General features: G+C 69.7%; 15 protein-coding genes, 3 tRNA genes and 1 pseudogene. 6 read left to right on the forward strand and 13 right to left on the reverse strand.

The features are described from left to right. Positions 1–16: 16 nt before the first annotated feature. From AC54T2_RS15230 to AC54T2_RS15240, 3 genes are read right to left on the reverse strand one after another with little or no spacing between them, the layout of a single operon-like run. Positions 17–643 carry a Trp biosynthesis-associated membrane protein gene (locus AC54T2_RS15230; protein ID WP_489976103.1) on the reverse strand — a complete coding sequence of 209 codons (627 nt, stop codon included), beginning with the start codon at positions 641–643 and terminating at the stop codon, positions 17–19. Further along, complete coding sequence (gene hisI, locus AC54T2_RS15235) at positions 636–998, reverse strand: phosphoribosyl-AMP cyclohydrolase (protein WP_489976104.1); 363 nt, start codon at positions 996–998, stop codon at positions 636–638. Before hisI ends, AC54T2_RS15230 begins: the two co-directional genes overlap by 8 nt. Further along, on the reverse strand, positions 995–1,822 hold the full coding sequence (locus tag AC54T2_RS15240; RefSeq protein ID WP_496666596.1) for an aminotransferase class IV: 828 nt from the start codon (positions 1,820–1,822) through the stop codon (positions 995–997). The genes hisI and AC54T2_RS15240 overlap by 4 nt, the downstream gene beginning before the upstream one ends. Before the next feature lie 128 nt (positions 1,823–1,950). Here AC54T2_RS15240 and AC54T2_RS15245 point away from each other — a divergent pair. The 3 genes from AC54T2_RS15245 (at position 1,951) to AC54T2_RS15255 (ending at position 2,225) form a co-directional block, all read left to right on the forward strand. Next, positions 1,951–2,023, forward strand: a tRNA-Gly gene (locus tag AC54T2_RS15245). Positions 2,024–2,058: 35 nt separating this feature from the next. Further along, positions 2,059–2,129 (forward strand) — tRNA-Cys (locus tag AC54T2_RS15250). A gap of 21 nt (positions 2,130–2,150) precedes the next feature. Next, positions 2,151–2,225, forward strand: a tRNA-Val gene (locus tag AC54T2_RS15255). A gap of 559 nt (positions 2,226–2,784) precedes the next feature. Here the strand turns inward: AC54T2_RS15255 and AC54T2_RS15260 are convergent. The 3 genes from AC54T2_RS15260 to AC54T2_RS15270 all read right to left on the reverse strand — a co-directional run bounded on the left by AC54T2_RS15260 (position 2,785) and on the right by AC54T2_RS15270 (position 6,204). Continuing rightward, complete coding sequence (locus AC54T2_RS15260) at positions 2,785–3,273, reverse strand: SRPBCC family protein (RefSeq protein ID WP_489976106.1); 489 nt, start codon at positions 3,271–3,273, stop codon at positions 2,785–2,787. A gap of 781 nt (positions 3,274–4,054) precedes the next feature. Next, entirely contained in the window at positions 4,055–5,521 is a 1,467-nt protein-coding gene (locus tag AC54T2_RS15265; protein ID WP_186341988.1) for a carboxylesterase/lipase family protein, read from the reverse strand. Next, positions 5,518–6,204, reverse strand: a complete 687-nt coding sequence (locus AC54T2_RS15270) for a TetR/AcrR family transcriptional regulator C-terminal ligand-binding domain-containing protein (protein ID WP_489976107.1) — start codon at positions 6,202–6,204, stop codon at positions 5,518–5,520. Before AC54T2_RS15270 ends, AC54T2_RS15265 begins: the two co-directional genes overlap by 4 nt. Positions 6,205–6,409: 205 nt before the next feature. On the opposite strand from AC54T2_RS15270, the gene AC54T2_RS15275 reads away from it, so the two are divergent. Both AC54T2_RS15275 and AC54T2_RS15280 read left to right on the forward strand, forming a co-directional pair. Beyond that, positions 6,410–7,048 carry a DUF2867 domain-containing protein gene (locus tag AC54T2_RS15275; protein ID WP_186341986.1) on the forward strand — a complete coding sequence of 213 codons (639 nt, stop codon included), beginning with the start codon at positions 6,410–6,412 and terminating at the stop codon, positions 7,046–7,048. A gap of 221 nt (positions 7,049–7,269) precedes the next feature. Next, a pseudogene (locus tag AC54T2_RS15280) lies at positions 7,270–7,692 on the forward strand (GNAT family N-acetyltransferase); the annotation flags it as partial. A gap of 77 nt (positions 7,693–7,769) precedes the next feature. Here the strand turns inward: AC54T2_RS15280 and AC54T2_RS15285 are convergent. The 7 genes from AC54T2_RS15285 to AC54T2_RS15315 all read right to left on the reverse strand — a co-directional run bounded on the left by AC54T2_RS15285 (position 7,770) and on the right by AC54T2_RS15315 (position 14,790). Next, complete coding sequence (locus AC54T2_RS15285; RefSeq protein ID WP_186341985.1) at positions 7,770–8,663, reverse strand: aldo/keto reductase; 894 nt, start codon at positions 8,661–8,663, stop codon at positions 7,770–7,772. Positions 8,664–9,434: 771 nt separating this feature from the next. Continuing rightward, entirely contained in the window at positions 9,435–9,803 is a 369-nt protein-coding gene (locus tag AC54T2_RS15290) for a cupin domain-containing protein (RefSeq protein ID WP_186342304.1), read from the reverse strand. Then, positions 9,800–10,126, reverse strand: a complete 327-nt coding sequence (locus tag AC54T2_RS15295) for a hypothetical protein (protein WP_496666597.1) — start codon at positions 10,124–10,126, stop codon at positions 9,800–9,802. Before AC54T2_RS15295 ends, AC54T2_RS15290 begins: the two co-directional genes overlap by 4 nt. Positions 10,127–10,193: 67 nt before the next feature. After that, positions 10,194–11,774: a CHAP domain-containing protein gene (locus tag AC54T2_RS15300; RefSeq protein ID WP_186341984.1), complete on the reverse strand. Its 1,581-nt coding sequence runs from the start codon at positions 11,772–11,774 to the stop codon at positions 10,194–10,196. A 329-nt stretch (positions 11,775–12,103) separates the two neighbouring features. Continuing rightward, positions 12,104–12,727: a hypothetical protein gene (locus AC54T2_RS15305; RefSeq protein WP_186341983.1), complete on the reverse strand. Its 624-nt coding sequence runs from the start codon at positions 12,725–12,727 to the stop codon at positions 12,104–12,106. Positions 12,728–12,730: 3 nt separating this feature from the next. Further along, positions 12,731–13,729, reverse strand: coding sequence for a potassium channel family protein (locus AC54T2_RS15310; RefSeq protein ID WP_186342303.1), 999 nt, complete (start codon positions 13,727–13,729; stop codon positions 12,731–12,733). Between the two features lie 95 nt (positions 13,730–13,824). Continuing rightward, on the reverse strand, positions 13,825–14,790 hold the full coding sequence (locus AC54T2_RS15315) for a YhjD/YihY/BrkB family envelope integrity protein (protein ID WP_489976110.1): 966 nt from the start codon (positions 14,788–14,790) through the stop codon (positions 13,825–13,827). A gap of 110 nt (positions 14,791–14,900) precedes the next feature. Between AC54T2_RS15315 and AC54T2_RS15320 the strand changes: the two genes are divergently transcribed. After that, positions 14,901–16,553, forward strand: a complete 1,653-nt coding sequence (locus AC54T2_RS15320) for an acyl-CoA dehydrogenase family protein (protein ID WP_496666598.1) — start codon at positions 14,901–14,903, stop codon at positions 16,551–16,553. Positions 16,554–16,646 lie beyond the last annotated feature (93 nt).

The following is a 16,646-nucleotide window of genomic DNA, read 5'->3' on the forward strand; positions in this document are numbered from 1 at the left end:
AAGTCTAGGCGGTGCCTCAGGCGGTGGGGTCGCGGCCCTCGTCGAGGGCCTTCCAGATGTCGATGTTGTCGGTCGGACGGCCCGTCGCGTCCGTGTCGCCGGACGTCGGCGCGCCGGTCGGTGCGTCGTACCGCGTGCCCATCTCGGGCCAGCTGCGCACCAGCCGCAGGGCGAGGACGGCCGACGCCAGGACGAGGAGCCCGGCGAGGCACGCCAACCAGAACCAGCCGGTCAGCGCGGTGTCGTCGAGCGTCGCGCCCGTGCGGCGGCGTACCTGCTCGACGAGATGGTCGGGCAGCGTGAACGGCGCCCACACGACGGTGGCGGCGTAGCCGAGCGCGGCCAGCACCCCCAGCGCTGCGATGGTCCGGCGGAACCGACCGCGGGTGACCAGCAGGACGCCCCAGCAGGCAAGCACGACGAAGGCGAGCGCCGTGCCGAGCGGCGAGGAGGCGACCTCACCCGGGTCCATCGTCGCGACACCGGGCGTGGTCTCGGCACCCGTGCCGTCCACCCACGGCTTGCTCGCCGCCCAGGCTGCCAGCGCGGCGGAGGCGACGCCGAGGAGGACGACGGGACCGAAGGTGCGACGCGCGCTCGCGCGCCGCTCGGGCTGCTCGGGCTGCTCTGGCTGCTCAGCCATCGACCCGGTGCACCAGGTCGGCGTCGAAGCAGGTGCGGTCTCCGGTGTGGCACGCGGCCCCGACCTGGTCGACCACGAAGAGGAGGGTGTCGCCGTCGCAGTCGAGGCGGACCTCCTTGACCCACTGCACGTGCCCGGAGGTGTCGCCCTTGACCCAGTACTCGCGTCGCGAGCGCGACCAGTAGGTCGCCCGGCCGGTGTCGATCGTGCGGGCGAGCGCCTCGTCGTCGGCCCAGGCGAGCATCAGCACCTCGCCGGTGCCCTGCTGCTGCACGACGACGGGGACCAGGCCCTCCGCCGTGTGGCGCAGTCGTGCGGAGATCGCCGGGTCGAGGCCGGTGTCGGGGGTGCTCACGGATCCATGGTCTCAGCCTCGCGGGCGGACCACGTCTGCGCACACCGCCGGGTCACCGGGCCGGGCGCCGGCAGGTCGCGGTCGTCCCAACGGGCGATGGCCTGGACGTCGCGCGTGGTGGACACGAGGAACGCCTCGCTCGCCGCCGCCCGGACCTCGGCGAGCGGCGCGTCGACCTCGCGCGCCCCGCACCACTCGATGACCAGCTCGCGGGTGATGCCGGCCAGGCAGCCGGCGGCGAGCGTCGGGGTGCGCAGCTCGCCGTCGAGGACGTAGAACACGTTGGACCCGGTGCCCTCGCACAGGTCGCCGGCGGTGTTGGCGAACACGGCCTCGGTGCCGCCGTGGCGCTGCGCGTGGGCCAGGGCGATCACGTTCTCGGCGTACGACGTGGTCTTGAGGCCGGCGGTCGCGCCGTTCTCGTTGCGCGTCCACGGCACGGTGACGACGGTCGTCTCGGGCGCGGCGTGCGGGATCGGGCTGTAGGCGACCACGAGCGTGGCCGGCCCCTCGCCGCGTCCCGACCCCATCGGCTGCGGCCCCGCCGTCCAGGTGATGCGCAGCCGGCCGAGGGGGTCGGCCTCCGCGCCGTCGAGCACCGCCGCCACCCCGCGGCGTACGTCGTCGAGGTCGGGCGCGGGCAGCCCGAGGCCGGCGGCGCTGCGCTCGAGCCGTGCGAGGTGCCGGGTCAGCGCGAACGGTGCGCCGTGCAGCGTCTTGACCGCCTCGAACACCCCGTCGCCGACGGTGAACCCGTGGTCGGTGACCGCGACGCCCCCCTGGGTCGGGTCGGCCAGCAGGTCACCGTCGATCCACGCGCGCATGGCGTCACTCTAGGGCGCCGGAGCAGGTGTCCGGACACTCGGACCTGGGGGTCGGTTTTGTGGCCTCGTCGGGCATGGGCTACTGTTCCACTCGCACTCAGGGCCGGTGAAACGGCCACGGGATGCAGGCGGACATAGCTCAGTTGGTAGAGCGCAACCTTGCCAAGGTTGAGGTCGCGAGTTCGAGTCTCGTTGTCCGCTCGGAAGGTCTCCCCCGTACATTTCGGAACCTCCACGGTGGGTTGGCCGAGAGGCGAGGCAACGGACTGCAAATCCGTCTACACGGGTTCAAATCCCGTACCCACCTCGCAGTCACAACTCAAGACCCGGGCGATTGGCGCAGCGGTAGCGCGCTTCCTTGACACGGAAGAGGTCACTGGTTCAAACCCAGTATCGCCCACCAGAGAACATGCAGGTCAGAGGTCGGTTTCCGTCAGGAAGCCGGCCTCTCGTGCAACATACGTGCAACAAGGCCGACGCTGACCGGGCGCACTTGCAGCACCAGATGCGGGTTGTTGGGCAGTTCAGCCGCAGCGCCGGTCCTACCGGCAACGGCGTTTCAATCCTCAGGATTGGCCGGCCGGGATCTTCCGGTTCCGGAGATCGCTGAGAACCGGGCGGAACGCCTCAGGCGCAGCAGCGATGTAAGAGTCGTGATCGGTGATGGTGGCCATCATGTTCCTTCTCCTTAGGCAGGCGCCCTGGCATCGGGTGAAGGTCGCAGCATGACCGAGCATCGAAGCTCGACGAGCGTTGCGGATAGTCACGCGACGTCATCGGCATCCCGACGAGGCCCTGTGGGTGGACCATCCGACTTGGCACGGTGAGCGTGCCCGGTTGGGGGTGCCACGGGCAACGTTTTTTGGGACGCGAACGTCCAATCTGGCGCGATGACCGCGCGGGCCTGTCGAGACACGTATGCACTCGTTTCGACTTCGGAGACCGCCCGACCGCAGAACGCGTCAGTCTCGTCCTTCGCGAACGTCGATGCCTTCTTCGGCGAACGCCTTGAAGTCGAGCATGTGCTGCCTCGTTTGCTTGATGAAGCTGCGCCGCATGAGCGGCGCGATCAGTCGCATGGGGCCGGAGAACCGGTACTCGTTCGCGCTCACCCAGCCAGTGGTGCCGGGCGAGGACTCGGACAGGGTCTCCTGTGCGGCGCTCCACATTCCCTCGGCGACGATCTCGCGGTCGAAGTGGACGACCTTGTCGTCGGGGATGTCGCGGAGGTCGGTCGGCTCACGACGCGTAATGGTCTCGGTGCACTCCATGGTGCCCTTGCCTTGCCCGAAGACCACCCGCGACTCGGTCCCCACATGACCGTCCACGCCGGTCAACGGCTCGTGCGACACGAGTCCCTTTAGCCACTTCGGTCGGTTGGCCGGGTCGGTGAGCAGCTCGACCACGTGTTGGCGTGGCAACGCGATCTCGATCGAGGTAGTGAACTTCATGCGAGCCACGACGACCTTTCGTTGTGAACCGTTGTCTGCAGGTTAGCGAGCGCTTCTACGTCTCAGCGATGTAGGAACCGGAACCGTTCCATGCCCGAGTGCTGCTGGTGACCACCGCCTCCAACATCGTCATGATCCTCAGCCCGACGGCGGTCAACGGCACCAGGCTCCGACGCCGAATGTCCGGATCTGTCGCGATGAGTGCGTCCCGCAGACGGATCCGTGTGCGGCTCAGGGCGCCCCACGTGCGCCGGCCGTGCCGGAAGTAGCGGGTCCGCCCCGCCCGGCACGCGGGCGAGCAGCACTGCGGGACGCGCCTGGGCTGGTGGGAGGTTGTCGAACGTCTCCCAGGCGACGAGGACCATTCGGCCGATCCGCTCGGCGCGCTCGAGGACGACCACGAACTGGGGTGCTCCCCAGTCGTTCACTACGAGAGTGACGTCGCGCAGGTCGAGGGCGGCGTCGATGAAGTCGGCCAGGATCCGCGCCTGTCCTCCTTGCGAGAGGGTCGGCGTCCGCGCGCATCGGCAGTCGGTGGGCGCCGAGCGGAACGGTTGGTAGGACGCTCGGACGCCGAGGAGCAGCGGGACGACCTTGCGCCACTGCAGGTGGTTCATCGGGAAGCCGTGGGTGAGCACGAGGACGGGACCGCCGCCGCCGGTGTCGACGTACTCGACGGGTCCGGCCGGCGTGTCGACCCGGTGTGTCGTGGTCCTTGGCAGTTCCTTGGATCTCTCTTCCTCTGGAATGGTCGTTCTAGCGGGATCGTTCTAGGTTCGACTCACCCGGACGCAGGGATGCGGATGCCCTCCCAGGCGAGCCGTCTGCCTCGCTCCGGGTCAGCCTCCAGGCGCGAAGGGTCGTCGAAGACCAGCGTGCTGCGAAGCTCCACCGTGTACTGCGGCCACGGCGCCGACGGCCTGCCGTCGCGCGCGAACGCCAGCCAGTGGTCCTGCACCTCGTCTTGCACGGCGAGGAAGCCGCGCCGTCCGCCCGGCAGCGTCAGCAGCCGCACGGGCCAGCTGGACACGCCACCGAACACCGCCAGCAGCTCGATGCCGTGGATCGCCCCCAGCCCCGTAGCCCGCAACAGCTGCGGAGCGAAGTCGAACCGGTAGCAGAACGTCGGCGCGACGCCGCTGTGCCCTTGGAGCACTTCAAGCATCGGCCGCCATAGCACGAAGTCGGTGCTGACCTGGAGTGCGACCGCCCGCTGAGGGTAGCCGGGATAGGCGGCAACGACCCGCTCGTAGTCCGCCCCGCACCGGCCCAGTGCGGCCCGCAGCACCGACGGGCTCGTCGGCACGGTCAGGTCGAACTGGAACAGCGTGCACTCATCTCGATTGCTGCCGATGATCAGTGGCACCCGGTGCCCGTCCCCGGCCGCCAGCGCGTCCAGCGGGTTGACCGGCAGAAACTCCCCGTCGACGACCGGCGAAACCGCATACGTGCCTGGGTTGGCGTGCAGGGCCCCCTGCAGCGCTTGGTGCCCGGCGTCGAGCAGGGCCTTGACCGGCGCGGTGGCCAGCGCCTGCCTAGCGGTCTCCCGGCCCACACCGAGACACCCGATGAACCGCCGGGCGAACCGCTGGGCCTCCACGTCACCGATGGCCGCCCAGTCGGCCGCGGTGCTCTGCGCGATCGCCCGGTGAAATAGCCCCTCGGCCGACGGGGTCACCATCAGCGTGAGCACCGCGTCGCCGCCCGACGATTCGCCGAAGACGGTGACATTGTCCGGGTCGCCGCCGAACGCGGCGATGTTGCGCCGCACCCACCGCAGGGCAGCCACTTGGTCGCGCAGCCCCAGGTTGGCGTCGAAGCCGAACTCGCTGAAGTCGAAGTACCCGAGCGCGCCGAGCCTGTAGTTGATCGACACCACGACCACGTCGCCGCGCGCCGCCAGCGACTCGCCGGTGTACCGCGCGCCGGTGTCGAAGACATAGCTGCCCCCGTGGATGTACACCAGCACCGGCCGGGGCCGCGATGACGGCTCCAGCGGCGCGGTCACGTTCAGCGTTAGGCAGTCCTCGCCGGTCGGCCGCAGTCCTACCATCGGGTTGCGCCGCTGCGCCGCAGCGCTGCCGAAGCGCGTGGCGTCGCGCACTCCCGTCCACGGCCGTACCGGCTGGGGAGCGCGAAGCCGCAGCTCCCCGACCGGCGCTGCGGCGTACGGGATGCCGCGCCATTGCCGCGCGCGCTTGCCGACCCGGCCGCGGACGATGCCGTCCGCCGTCTCGACGTCAGTCACGCCGGTACCCGGCCGCTCGCGACCTGGTGGGCGCGACCGACCGGACCAGCGCGTTCGGTCAGGTCTTGGCCGTTCTGCGGCAGAGTTTGTGCGCTGATGAGGGCGAGTGTCGCGTCGAGAAGCGCGGAGGTCAGGGCGGGGAGCTGATCTGGGGATTCGGACAGCAGGAACAGCCAGGCGAAGACGGGGCCGACCAGCAAGGCGTTGAGGGTCGCTAAGTCGGGACGCGTGGTGAGTTCACCGCGTGCGGTCGCGCGGTCCAGGACCTCCGCAAGGGTCTGGCGCTGGGCTCCGAGGTACTTCGCGTCGAACCGGTCCTGCAGTGCGGGGTCGGCGTGAATATCGGCCAGCAGACCTGGAATCGTCCCCGGCGGCGGCGTGGCCATGCTGTCAGCGATTTCGGCGAGCACGGCGGCTAGGTCGGCGCGCAGCGATCCGCGATCAGGTGCAGCGGCCAGGAACCGATTCGGCATGAGAACGTCAAAGATCATTTCCTGCTTCGTGGCATGGCGCCGGTAGATCGCAGCCTTGCCCACGGCGGCTCGCGCCGCCACCTCGGTCACCGTGAGCCGCGTGTATCCCACCTCGGTCAGCAGCTCTCGAACGGCGCAGGCGACGGCCTCGTCGACGCGACTGTCTCGGGGGCGCCCCCCTTGGTTGCGGGCTTGCTTCTCAACGGACATGGATGCAGGATACGAAACTAGGAGTTCCGATACAACCAGTTCCATAAACGTTTGGCCTATTGCGTCCCAAAGGGGCCGTCCGCGGTAGTGGCATGGCTTCACGCCGACAGTGCTGGTCGCCACCGACGACCGGTGCGCGCTGGCGGCGACGCCATCGCCGGGCCCTACCCGACCGGGTGGGCCCACCGCTCGAGAGGAATGACCGATGCGAATCCCGAAAGCAGCCCACACCGCACAGCCCTGGCGGATCCACGAGTTCACTCACGACTTCAAGATCGAGGACGTGTGGTCCTTCCGCGCGCCCGGCGCTGGGCCCGACGACTTCTTGGTGATGCTCAATGCGCTCAGGACGGCATACGACAACCGCAAGGATCCTGCTCCGGTTCGTTTCCTGTTCGCGGTGCGCTGGAAGCTGGGTGCCCTGCTCGGCTGGGACGCCCCTCGGGCGGGCCTGGGTGGTCGGGTCGTCTCGCTGCGGGACCGCCTCCCACACGACCTCGCGCAGACCGCGACCCATGCCGCCCCCTGCACCGACCCGTTCACCGAGGTCTACCAGCTCGACAACGAAGCGGCCCGCGAACTGGCCAACAAAACCGTCCACGACATCATGCATCTGGGCTGGGTGCCATCCGGTGACGGCGCATACGAACTGCGCATGGCGGCCCTGGTCAAACCCAACGGACTGTTCGGACGGCTCTACATGGCCGCCATCGCTCCATTCCGTTACCTCATCGTCTACCCGGCACTGACTCGCCAATGGGAACGTGCCTGGCTTGACCTCGGCCGCCCACACCGACACGCCGTACAGACCGCAGGCAGAGAAGCCGGCAACGCGGATTCCTAGCACGAAGCGAGCGCACGACGCAGGCTATGTCGACGTGCCGTCGCCCCAATCCTGCAACAGCATCGGTCGGACTGCTGCACGGACAGGTGACAGGGTTGGGACACGCCCCGCGTGACGGTCCCGCACTGGTCACGCTCGCGTCAGAGCCACGCTCGGATCGCGGTTCGCGCTCGTGGGAGGGTGTGCTCATGACCGACGGAGCGGCGCAGGGCCCCGAGATCATGCTGGAGACGGATCGCCTGCTGGTCCGGCCGTGGCGGGTTTCCGAGGCCGCCGCTCAGCGTCAGATGTGGGCCGAACGTGATCCACGAGTGCCGCCCCATCGCCGCATCGACGCCAACGGGCGCCCCACGGTCGCAGACTTCGAACAGGCGATTCGTGCCGCCGAGCCGTCGCAGGTCTCCTTGCTCGCAGTCGAGCGGAAGAGCGTTGATGTGGCGATCGGATACTGCGGCCTCGTCGACAGCGGACGCGGGGCGGAGGAACCGGAGCTGGCCTTCGAGTTCCTTCGCCGCTTCTGGGGCAACGGGTACGCGACGGAGGCGTCGTGGGCGGTGCTGGACTGGGCCAGATCGTCAGGCTACGAGCGGCTGTGGGCCACGGTGTGGGAGTGGAACACTGCCTCTCGCCGTGTGCTGGCAAAGGTGGGATTCACGGAGACGGAGCAGGAGGAAGCCGAGTACGGGACGGACGTCGCGGATGGGCGGGCTTGTTGTCGAGTTCAGGATCCAGTGCTCCCGAGCTCAGCAAGCTCCTGGGGCGAGAGCCGCAGACCGCCGGCGGCTACGTTCTCCTCTAGGTGCGCGACGCTGCCGGTGCCGGGGATGACCAACATGTGGGGTCCTTGCTGAAGCGCCCAGGCGAGGCGGACCTGTTGGGTGGTCGCTCCGCGCGCCCGGGCGGCGGCTTGAACGGCAGCGTTCGCCTCCGTGGTCGCCCCCTGCTCACGGGCCGTTCCGGCGAGCGTGAAGAACGGGACGAACGCGATGTCGCGCTCGCCGCAAACGCGTACGACTTCATCATGCTGGCGCCGATAGTCGAGACCATAACTGTTCTGCAGACACACAACGGGGGCGATCGTCTGTGCCTCATCGACGTGATCAAGGGTGGCCGCGGATAGGCCGAGGTGCCTGATCAGACCCTCGGCCCTCATCTCCGCGAGCGCGCCGAATTCGTCCGCCAAGGTGCCATGGCCAGGGCCGGTCAGCCTGAGGTTGACGACGTCGAGATGGTCGCGTCCAAGACGGCGCAGGTTTTCCACCACCTGCGACCGCAACGCCGACGGCGTCCGGGCCCACCCCTCTTCGCCGGGTCCAACCTTGGTAGCTATCACCAAGTCATTCGGATATGGCCACAACGCTTCCCGAATCAGGTCAGTCGCCCATCTGGGAGATCCCGTTCCTACGCCAAGAGTTCCACCGGGTGAGACGTAGAACGCTGCGGTATCGAGATGATTGATCCCGAGCTCGATCGCGCGACGCAACAGTGCGACAGCCCGCGATCGATCGCGGTGAACGGTGATCCGCATGGTGCCGAAGCCCATCCTCCGCACCATCAGATCGCCCCCCAGCGACCAGGACCCGGCCGAGGAGACGCCGTCTTCGACAGTCAGCATTTTGTGTGACTGCTGATGACGCATTACCGAGCGCCGTCATAGGGGTGGCACCGCGTGGGCGAGCCGGCAGACCCATCAACGCCGCAGGTGACGTGTCGAGCGAGGTGCACGGATTCGGCTTCGTTCACTTACATAGCTCCCGTTGTTTGCTGGATACCTGGTCACCACTCGAGCCAAGTCGAGTCGCGCCCTATCGGGACACAAGTCGATTCGGGCCGTCGTCGCGTCGCCCGGACGCGGGCTCATGCGGGGGTAGCAGAGGCAGAGTCTCCGGCAGGACAGGGGCCTTGCGGCAAGCCCCCCACTGTGCTAGATGATAGTTGGAGGGGAGTTCGCATTTGGTGCTGTGGTGCTCCGCGGTTGGGATCTGCCGAGGCGCCCTGCGACTTCCGACGCCATGCTCGTCACCGACAGGCGTACGTCGTCGCCGCCAGCCCAGCCGTTCGTGTTCGAGTTCTCTGCTCGCGTCAGCACGCTCCCCCGGCTTCCGACTCACCCGCGTCCGAACCAAAGCGGATCGCCGCCAAGGCCGGTGTCGCGGCGACACCGCCGAGGCGCTGACCGCCCCGGGCGCACCGGTTGTCCCGCATCCGACACCCCAGCGGGACAACCGGCCACCGATCAGCCAACACTCAGACCGCTGCATCTGCAGAGGTTCGCTTACGGGATCCCGGAAAGCGACTGGACGGACGTTCAGCGTGTCAACGGTCCGTGAACGGCAGCCGCCGCGGAGCGTGACCAGTACGGGATCGGCAATCGAAACGCTTCGACCTATACCAGTGAGTCGTCGTACGCGGCTGTAAGAGTGCCACCAGCGCTTCCGGTGTTCACTACGCCGACGGGTTCGATGAGCACGGCGTGGACCTCGCCGTCAGCGATTGGGCAGTGCTCAACGCCGCGCGGAACGACGAACATCTGGCCAGGACGAAGAGTGACGTCGCCATCGCGCAGTTGGATGGTCAACTCGCCGTCGATCACGAGAAACAGCTCGTCAGTGTCGTCATGGGTATGCCACACGAACTCGCCCTTGAGCTTGACGACCTTGACCTCGTAGTCGTTCAACCGCGCCACCACCTTCGGCGACCAATGCTCGGAGAACGACAAGAACTTCCCAGCGAGGTCTATGGGTACGTTGGTCATGGGCAAGTGTGACACACCAGGTCGGTCAGGCTCGGTCCGTAAGCGGATGGTGAACTGGCTTGCTTGGCGCCAGGCCGAGAGGTCATTCGTCGCCAGGTTCGACAGGGCTTCGGCCATGACCTTGTCGCGGTTCTTGGCCGCGTGTTGGTAGGGCCGTGCTGCTTGATCTCGCGACGTCGGTCAGTGAGCCAGCCCTCGGCATCCTCAGCCGTCTCGAAGGTGACCCGCGCCTTGTGTCGAAGGGTGTCGGGGCCGAGGTAGGAGGCCTGCCACCGTCCAGATGGGAGCTTCCGGATGGCTCCGAAACCGCGCCTGCGGGCCATCCCTGGATCCCCCTCGCGTGCAAATTCGAACCCAGTATCGCCCACCAGCACCGCACGAGAGGCCGGCTCAGCCCTTGCCGCCCGGCACCACGAGCGTCGAGCGCGAGACCGCCGGCCGTACGAGGTCGGTGCCCGCGAAGCGGACGACCACGGGCCTGGTGCCCGGCGCGACGTCGCGGACGACGACGCGGGCCGTCCCTGCGACCAGCTCGCCCTCGACGGTGCGGCGGCCGATGGTGACGGTGATCGCGCCGGACGGCTTGGGTGCTCCCACGGCCCTGACGCGCAGGTCGACGACCACGCGGCCCCGCTTGACCTCCGGGCGGACCCGCAGGGTGGGCACGGCCCTGACGGGGGAAGCCACCGTGAGGGTCTCGGTCGTGGCCCGGAAGTGGCGGCGCGTCATCGTGACCTCGACCGCCAGCGCGTGACCGACGTCGCCCTTGCGGACGGTGTACGTGGCCTTCGTCGCCTTGGCGATGCGTCGCCCGTCGCGGAGCCAGCGGTAGGTGGCGGACGCGTCGCCCGGCTTGGCGCGACCGGGCTCCACGACGAGCCGGCGCCCCACCTGGGCCCTGCCCGTCACCCGGGATGGGCTGAGCAGCGTGACCGGCTTGGCCTGGACGGCCGCGGTCGCCGGTGCGTTCGACCTGGACTTGCGGTAGCCGTTCGCGCTCGCCGTGACGCGTGCGCTGATCTGCTGCCCGATCTGGTCACGGGTGAGGGTCAGGGTGTTGCCGGTGGCGTCGGCGAGGGGCTTGCCGTCGGCGTACCACTGGGTCGTGGACTTCTTCGGCTGCGGGGACCACGTCGACGGGGTGAGCGTGAGGGTCGAGCCGACCTGGGGCTCGCCCTGGATCGTCGGCAGCTGGGTGCGTGCGAAGGTGCCGGGTGCGACCGGAGGGGTCGCCAGGGCCGCGGCGCCGGGGGTGTAGCCGTCCAGCTGCGCCGTCACCTCGGCGGTCAGGGTCTTGCCCTTGACGTCGGGCGTGGGCACGTAGGCGGACCCGGTGGCTCCGGGGATGGCCGCTCCGTCGGCCAGCCAGCGGAAGGTGATGCTCGAGGGCGCGGGCGTCCAGGATCCGACGGCCACCTCGAGCGGCGAGCCGACCATGGCCGACCCGGCGATCGTGGGGGGCGAGGTGGGCTGCACCACGCGGTCGTTGAAGTGGATGAACCCGCTCGGCCAGCCGCCGCCGGTCTTGGTGATGCGGCGCCAGTAGAAATCGCCGCCCCAGTAGTCCTCGGAGACGATGATCTCGGTGTCGGAGATGACCTGCTCCACGATGGCGACGTGCCCGTTCCCGCCGGCCGGCGTGACGTGCGGCCGATACCAGGCGACGGAGCCGACGGTGGGCGTCTGGTCGGTGATGGCGGCCATCGCGACGCCCCAGTTCGACGCGTTGCCGTTGCCCTCCCACGGGCGGACGTCGGGCATGCCCGACTGGATGAGCCGGTAGGCCACGTAGTTCGTGCAGTTGTGCCCGGCGTACATGCGCCAGTACTGCTTCGAGGAGACCTGTCGGTAGCCACCGTCGCCGTACCCCGCGGCCGCGCACCCCTGGTAGCCCGAGCACAGGTAGGTGGACGACGCGAGGGTGATCCGACCCGCGGTGGTCGGCACGACCAGGGCGAGCAGGACGAGCAACCCGGTGAGGAGCTTGGCCGTCCCGAGCGCCCGACCGACGACGTTCCGGACGGTCGTCAGGCGTGCTCGAACCGGGTGTGACTCGTGAGACTCGTGTGACGTTTGGGGCACAAGCGACGATCGTATGGGTCAAATGTCAAGCGCGCCACGCCGATGGGTGAACATCAAACGTGTAATTCGTCGCTCCAGCGGGAATCGACCGCCTCCCGGGGCGGACTTGGTGGGGAAGTCTGACACCTGGAGGCCGTTGCAACCCCCTCCAGGTGTCGGAGTCCCCGCTCGAGCGGGGACTCCGACGGGCGCGAGCGACCTCCGACCACGCCGCCACCTCAGAACCCGTAGCCGAACTCCTCGATCGTCCGGCGGAAGCGGGCGGCCACGATGTCGGCGTCCCCGGGGCCGTAGAGCTCGCGGTAGTGAGGCCCGCTCCCCTGCTTGGCGTGGGGCAGGTCGAGCTCGATGCCGAGGCGCGACGACAGGTCCGCCACCGCGGCGGGCAGCTCCTCGTAGCGGTAGACCCGGTCGACGACGACCCGCCCACCGAGCCGGTAGAGCCGCTCGTTGAGGGCGAGGCGCTCCATCCGCTTCGGGGTGCGGACGAACTCGGCGAAGGTCTTGGTGAACGACGGCTTGCGCGCGCTGTAGCGGTAGGACGAGGCGACCACGTCGAACGGGTTGCGCTCCACGGCGAAGGTGAAGTAGTCGTCCCACGTCTCGCGCCCGATCACCTCGATGACCCGGCGCGCGCCCATGTGGGCGTACGAGCTGGGCTCGGTGTCGTCGTTCTGCGGGCCCACTCCCCCGGCGGCCGCGCGCAGCTCCTCGTCCTCGGGGCTGATCCGGGTGACGATGTCGTCGGGGCCGCAGTGGCGCGACAACGCGATCTCGAGGCTGGTGCCGGCGGTCTTGCGGGTCTTGACGAACACGAAGCGGTGTCGGTGCGAGGCGATCACGGCTCAGTCGTCCTCGTCGGCCAGTTCCTCGCCGTGGGTGCCCGGGCGCGGCGCCCACGGCAGCTCCTTGGCCGGGCGTACGACGATGAGCCGGTCGCCGCGCGCGAGCAGGGACACCACGGGGTCGAAGTAGCGGTAGACCTTCTCGTCGCGGATCACCGCGATGACCTGGTCGGGCAGCCGCTGGGGCTGCTTGCCGACCTCGGCGACGAGCAGGTCGCGCTCGGCGACCTCCAGGCCCTCGCCGTAGGTCATCAGGTCCTCCATCACCGAGCCGAGCATCGGCGACATCGACGACAGGCCGAGCAGCCGCCCGACCGCGTCGGAGGAGGTGATGACCGAGTTGGCCCCCGACTGGCGCATCAGCGGGACGTTCTCCTGCTCGCGCACCGACGCCACGATCCAGGCGTCGGGGTTGATCTGACGGACGGTGAGGGTGACGAGCACGTTGGAGTCGTCGCGGTCGGTGGTGATGATGACGTGGGTCGCCTTCTCCACCCCCGCCTGGCGCAGCACCCCGCGCCGCGTGGCGTCGCCGACGATGGCCACGAGCCGGTCGCGGTTGGCCTCCTCGACGGGCACGGGCTCGGGGTCGACCACCACGATCGACCTGCGGTCGTAGCCGTTGCTGACGAGGGTGTCGATCGCGCTGCGGCCCTTGGTGCCGTAGCCGACGACGACGACGTGCTGGTCCATCTTCTTGTTCCTCCACCGGGAGACCCGGAACATCTCGCGTCCCTGCGAGGCGAGGACCTCGAGGGTGGTGCCGATCAGCAGCACCAGGAAGGCGATGCGCGCCGGCGTGATCACCAGCGCGTTGACCAGCCGGGCCTGCTCCGACTCCGGTGCGATGTCGCCGTAGCCGGTCGTGCTGAGCGTGACGGTCGTGTAGTAGAACGCGTCGAGCAGGGTCAGGTCGCGGCCGGGGTGCGCGTTGTCGCGGTAGCCCTCGCGGTCGAGGTAGACGAGCAGGACGGTGCCGAACAGGATCGCGGCCGCCATCAGGATCCGGCGGCCGAGCTCCCACCAGGGAGACCGTTCGGTCTCCGGGAGGGAGACCCGGCCGACGCCGGGCTCCACGCTGTCAGCAGACACGGTCAGGAGTCTCGCACGCTCCTCCGCTCCCGCAGCCGCTGCACCATCTCGAGCCGCGCGCGCGTCGTGCTCTTCTGCGGGTAGACGGTGTCGAACGCCGCGTTGACCGCCGCCCCTATGAGCACGGATAGGGCCAGCAGGTAGAGCCACAGCAGCACGGCGATCGGCGCCGCCAGCGGCCCGTAGATCGACCGCGACTCCGCCGCGGTGACGGTGAGCACCCAGCGCAGCGTGTAGGACCCGGCGATCCAGCAGAACAGCGCGAAGACGGCGCCGGGCAGGTTGAAGCTCCAGTTGGTCCGCACCGGGACCGACACGTGGTAGAGCGTGGCGAGGAAGCAGATGCACACCGCGAGCACGACGGGCCAGTAGAGGCTGTTGACGAAGTCGAGGCGCTCGGGCACCACCCGGTCGACCAGGCTCGGGCCGGCGACGACGAGCGGGATGCTCACCGCGCCGGTCACCATCGCGAGGACGTAGAGCACGAACGACAGCGCGCGGGTGGCGACGATCCCCCGATGCCCGCCGAGGCCGTGCATGATCGTGATGGTGTCGACGAAGACGTTGAGCGCGCGCGAGCCCGACCAGAGCGCCAGGATGAACCCGATCGAGATCACGTCGTAGCGCCCGCCGTCGAGGACCTGGTCGATCGTCGGGCGGATGATCGTGTTGACGGCCCTCTCGGTCAGGCCCTGCCGCGACATCTCGAGGACGGCATTGCGCACGTCCTCCACCTGGGTGTCGGTGAACCGCTCGCTGACGAAGCCGACCGCGCCGGCGAGGGCGAAGATCAGCGGCGGCACCGACAGCACCGCGAAGAACGCCGCCTCCGCGGCCAGGCCGGTGACGCGGTGCCGCAGGCACGACCCGACGCTCGTGACGATGATGCGCCAGGCCTGCTCCCGCCACCGGCGGAGGAGGACCTCGACGCGGCGCGGGGCAGGGGTGTCCTCCCGCGCCTCGACCATACGGCCACGCTATCGAGCCGGCACGCCCGGCCACCGGACCCACGCGGCGGTTCCGCGTGCGACGTGACCGACCCCTCGTGGAGGGAGGAGCGGGGCCCTACCGTGGCGCCATGAGCGAGCGCCCCATCGTCGACCTCCGGACCGCGACCAACCAGGCGCCGCCCCTCGTCGGGCACAACGTGGTCACCTCCGACGTCGCCCTCACCGACGCGCTGGCCCGACACGGCGCCCCCGGGCTGGTCGACGAGCTCGCCCCGCTGGGCGCCGAGGCGGGCACCGCCGAGGCGCGCGAGCACGGCATGCTCGCCAACCGCCACCACCCCGAGCTCGTGCCGTACGACCGCTGGGGCAACCGCATCGACGAGGTCGCGTTCCACCCCTCGTGGCACTGGCTGATGGAGCGCGCCGTCGGCCACGGCCTCCAGGCCGCGCCGTGGGAGCAGCAGGAGGCCGGCGACCCGCACGCCCACCTGCGGCGCGCGGCCGGGTTCTACGCGTGGTCCCAGACCGAGCCGGGGCACGGGTGCCCGATCTCGATGACGTACGCCGCCGTGCCGGCGCTGCGGGCCGACGAGGCGCTCGCCGAGGAGTGGACGCCGCTGCTGGCCTCACGCTCCTACGACCCGGGTGTGCGCAGCCGGTCGGCCAAGGCCGGCGCGCTCGCCGGGATGGGCATGACGGAGAAGCAGGGCGGCTCCGACGTGCGGGCCAACCAGACCCGCGCGACCCCGACCGCCGACGACGGTTGGTACCGCCTCGACGGCCACAAGTGGTTCACCTCCGCGCCGATGAACGACGTCTTCCTCGTCCTCGCCCAGGCCGAGGGCGGCCTCACCTGCTTCGTCGTGCCGCGCGTGCTGGACGACGGCACCCGCAACCGGATCGACGTCGTGCGGCTCAAGGACAAGCTCGGCAACCGGTCCAACGCCTCCAGCGAGCTCGAGCTCACCGGCACGCTGGCCCGGCGCCTGGGCGACGAGGGCCGCGGGGTGCGGACCATCATCGAGATGGTGGCGGCGACCCGGCTGGACTGCATGCTGGGCTCGGCGGCGCTGATGCGCCACGCCCTGGCCGAGGCGTCCTGGCACGTCGCGCACCGCTTCGCGTTCGGCAGGCTGCTCGCCGACGCGCCGCTCATGCAGAACGTCGTGGCCGACCTCGCCGTCGAGTCGGAGGCGGCGACCGCCCTCGCGATGCGCCTCGCCGCGGCCGTCGACCGGCCCGGCGACCCGCACGAGGTGGCGCTGCGCCGCATCGCGCTCCCGCTGGCCAAGTTCTGGGTGTGCAAGCGCACCCCGGCGATGGTCGCCGAGGCGCTCGAGTGCCTCGGCGGCAACGGCTACGTCGAGGACTCGGGCCTCCCGCTGATGTTCCGGGAGTCGCCGCTCAACTCGGTCTGGGAGGGCTCGGGCAACGTCAACGCGCTCGACGTGCTCCGTGCCCTCGGCCGCGAGCCCGAGGTGCTCCACGCCTGGATCACGGAGGTCGGTGCGGCGCGCGGCGGCGACAGCCGGCTCGACCGGGCGGTCGACGACACCCTCGCCCTCCTTGGCGAGGCTGCCGGTGTCGAGGCGGGCGCGCGGCGGTTGGCCGGCCGGATGGCCGCGTGCCTCCAGGGCTCCCTCCTGGTGCGCTTCGCGCCGGGCGAGGTGGCCGACGCCTTCTGCGGCAGCCGCTTCGGCACGTCGTACGGTGGGACGTTCGGGATGCTGGAGAGCGGATCCCTCCGCGCCGTTGTCGAGCGGGCGACCCCGATGCTGTGACAGGCTCGTCGCGCGCACCGTCAGGACCAGCCCGACGGTGCGCCTAGCCGGGTCCGCGCTGTGGGAGCGCGGGCATGCCGGGAGGGGGAGGCC

The sequence above is a fragment of the Nocardioides sp. Z35_8 genome (assembly GCF_059621125.1).

What these genes read in the sequence shown, in the direction of transcription:
- AC54T2_RS15230 (WP_489976103.1), bottom strand. Translation starts at nt 643, where the DNA reads ATGGCTGAGCAGCCAGAGCAGCCCGAGCAGCCCGAGCGGCGCGCGAGC.
- AC54T2_RS15240 (WP_496666596.1), bottom strand. Translation starts at nt 1,822, where the DNA reads ATGCGCGCGTGGATCGACGGTGACCTGCTGGCCGACCCGACCCAGGGG.
- AC54T2_RS15260 (WP_489976106.1), bottom strand. Translation starts at nt 3,273, where the DNA reads ATGAAGTTCACTACCTCGATCGAGATCGCGTTGCCACGCCAACACGTG.
- AC54T2_RS15270 (WP_489976107.1), bottom strand. Translation starts at nt 6,204, where the DNA reads ATGTCCGTTGAGAAGCAAGCCCGCAACCAAGGGGGGCGCCCCCGAGAC.
- AC54T2_RS15275 (WP_186341986.1), top strand. Translation starts at nt 6,410, where the DNA reads ATGCGAATCCCGAAAGCAGCCCACACCGCACAGCCCTGGCGGATCCAC.
- AC54T2_RS15285 (WP_186341985.1), bottom strand. Translation starts at nt 8,663, where the DNA reads ATGCTGACTGTCGAAGACGGCGTCTCCTCGGCCGGGTCCTGGTCGCTG.
- AC54T2_RS15290 (WP_186342304.1), bottom strand. Translation starts at nt 9,803, where the DNA reads ATGACCAACGTACCCATAGACCTCGCTGGGAAGTTCTTGTCGTTCTCC.
- AC54T2_RS15295 (WP_496666597.1), bottom strand. Translation starts at nt 10,126, where the DNA reads ATGGCCCGCAGGCGCGGTTTCGGAGCCATCCGGAAGCTCCCATCTGGA.
- AC54T2_RS15310 (WP_186342303.1), bottom strand. Translation starts at nt 13,729, where the DNA reads ATGGCGGCCGCGATCCTGTTCGGCACCGTCCTGCTCGTCTACCTCGAC.
- AC54T2_RS15315 (WP_489976110.1), bottom strand. Translation starts at nt 14,790, where the DNA reads ATGGTCGAGGCGCGGGAGGACACCCCTGCCCCGCGCCGCGTCGAGGTC.
- AC54T2_RS15320 (WP_496666598.1), top strand. Translation starts at nt 14,901, where the DNA reads ATGAGCGAGCGCCCCATCGTCGACCTCCGGACCGCGACCAACCAGGCG.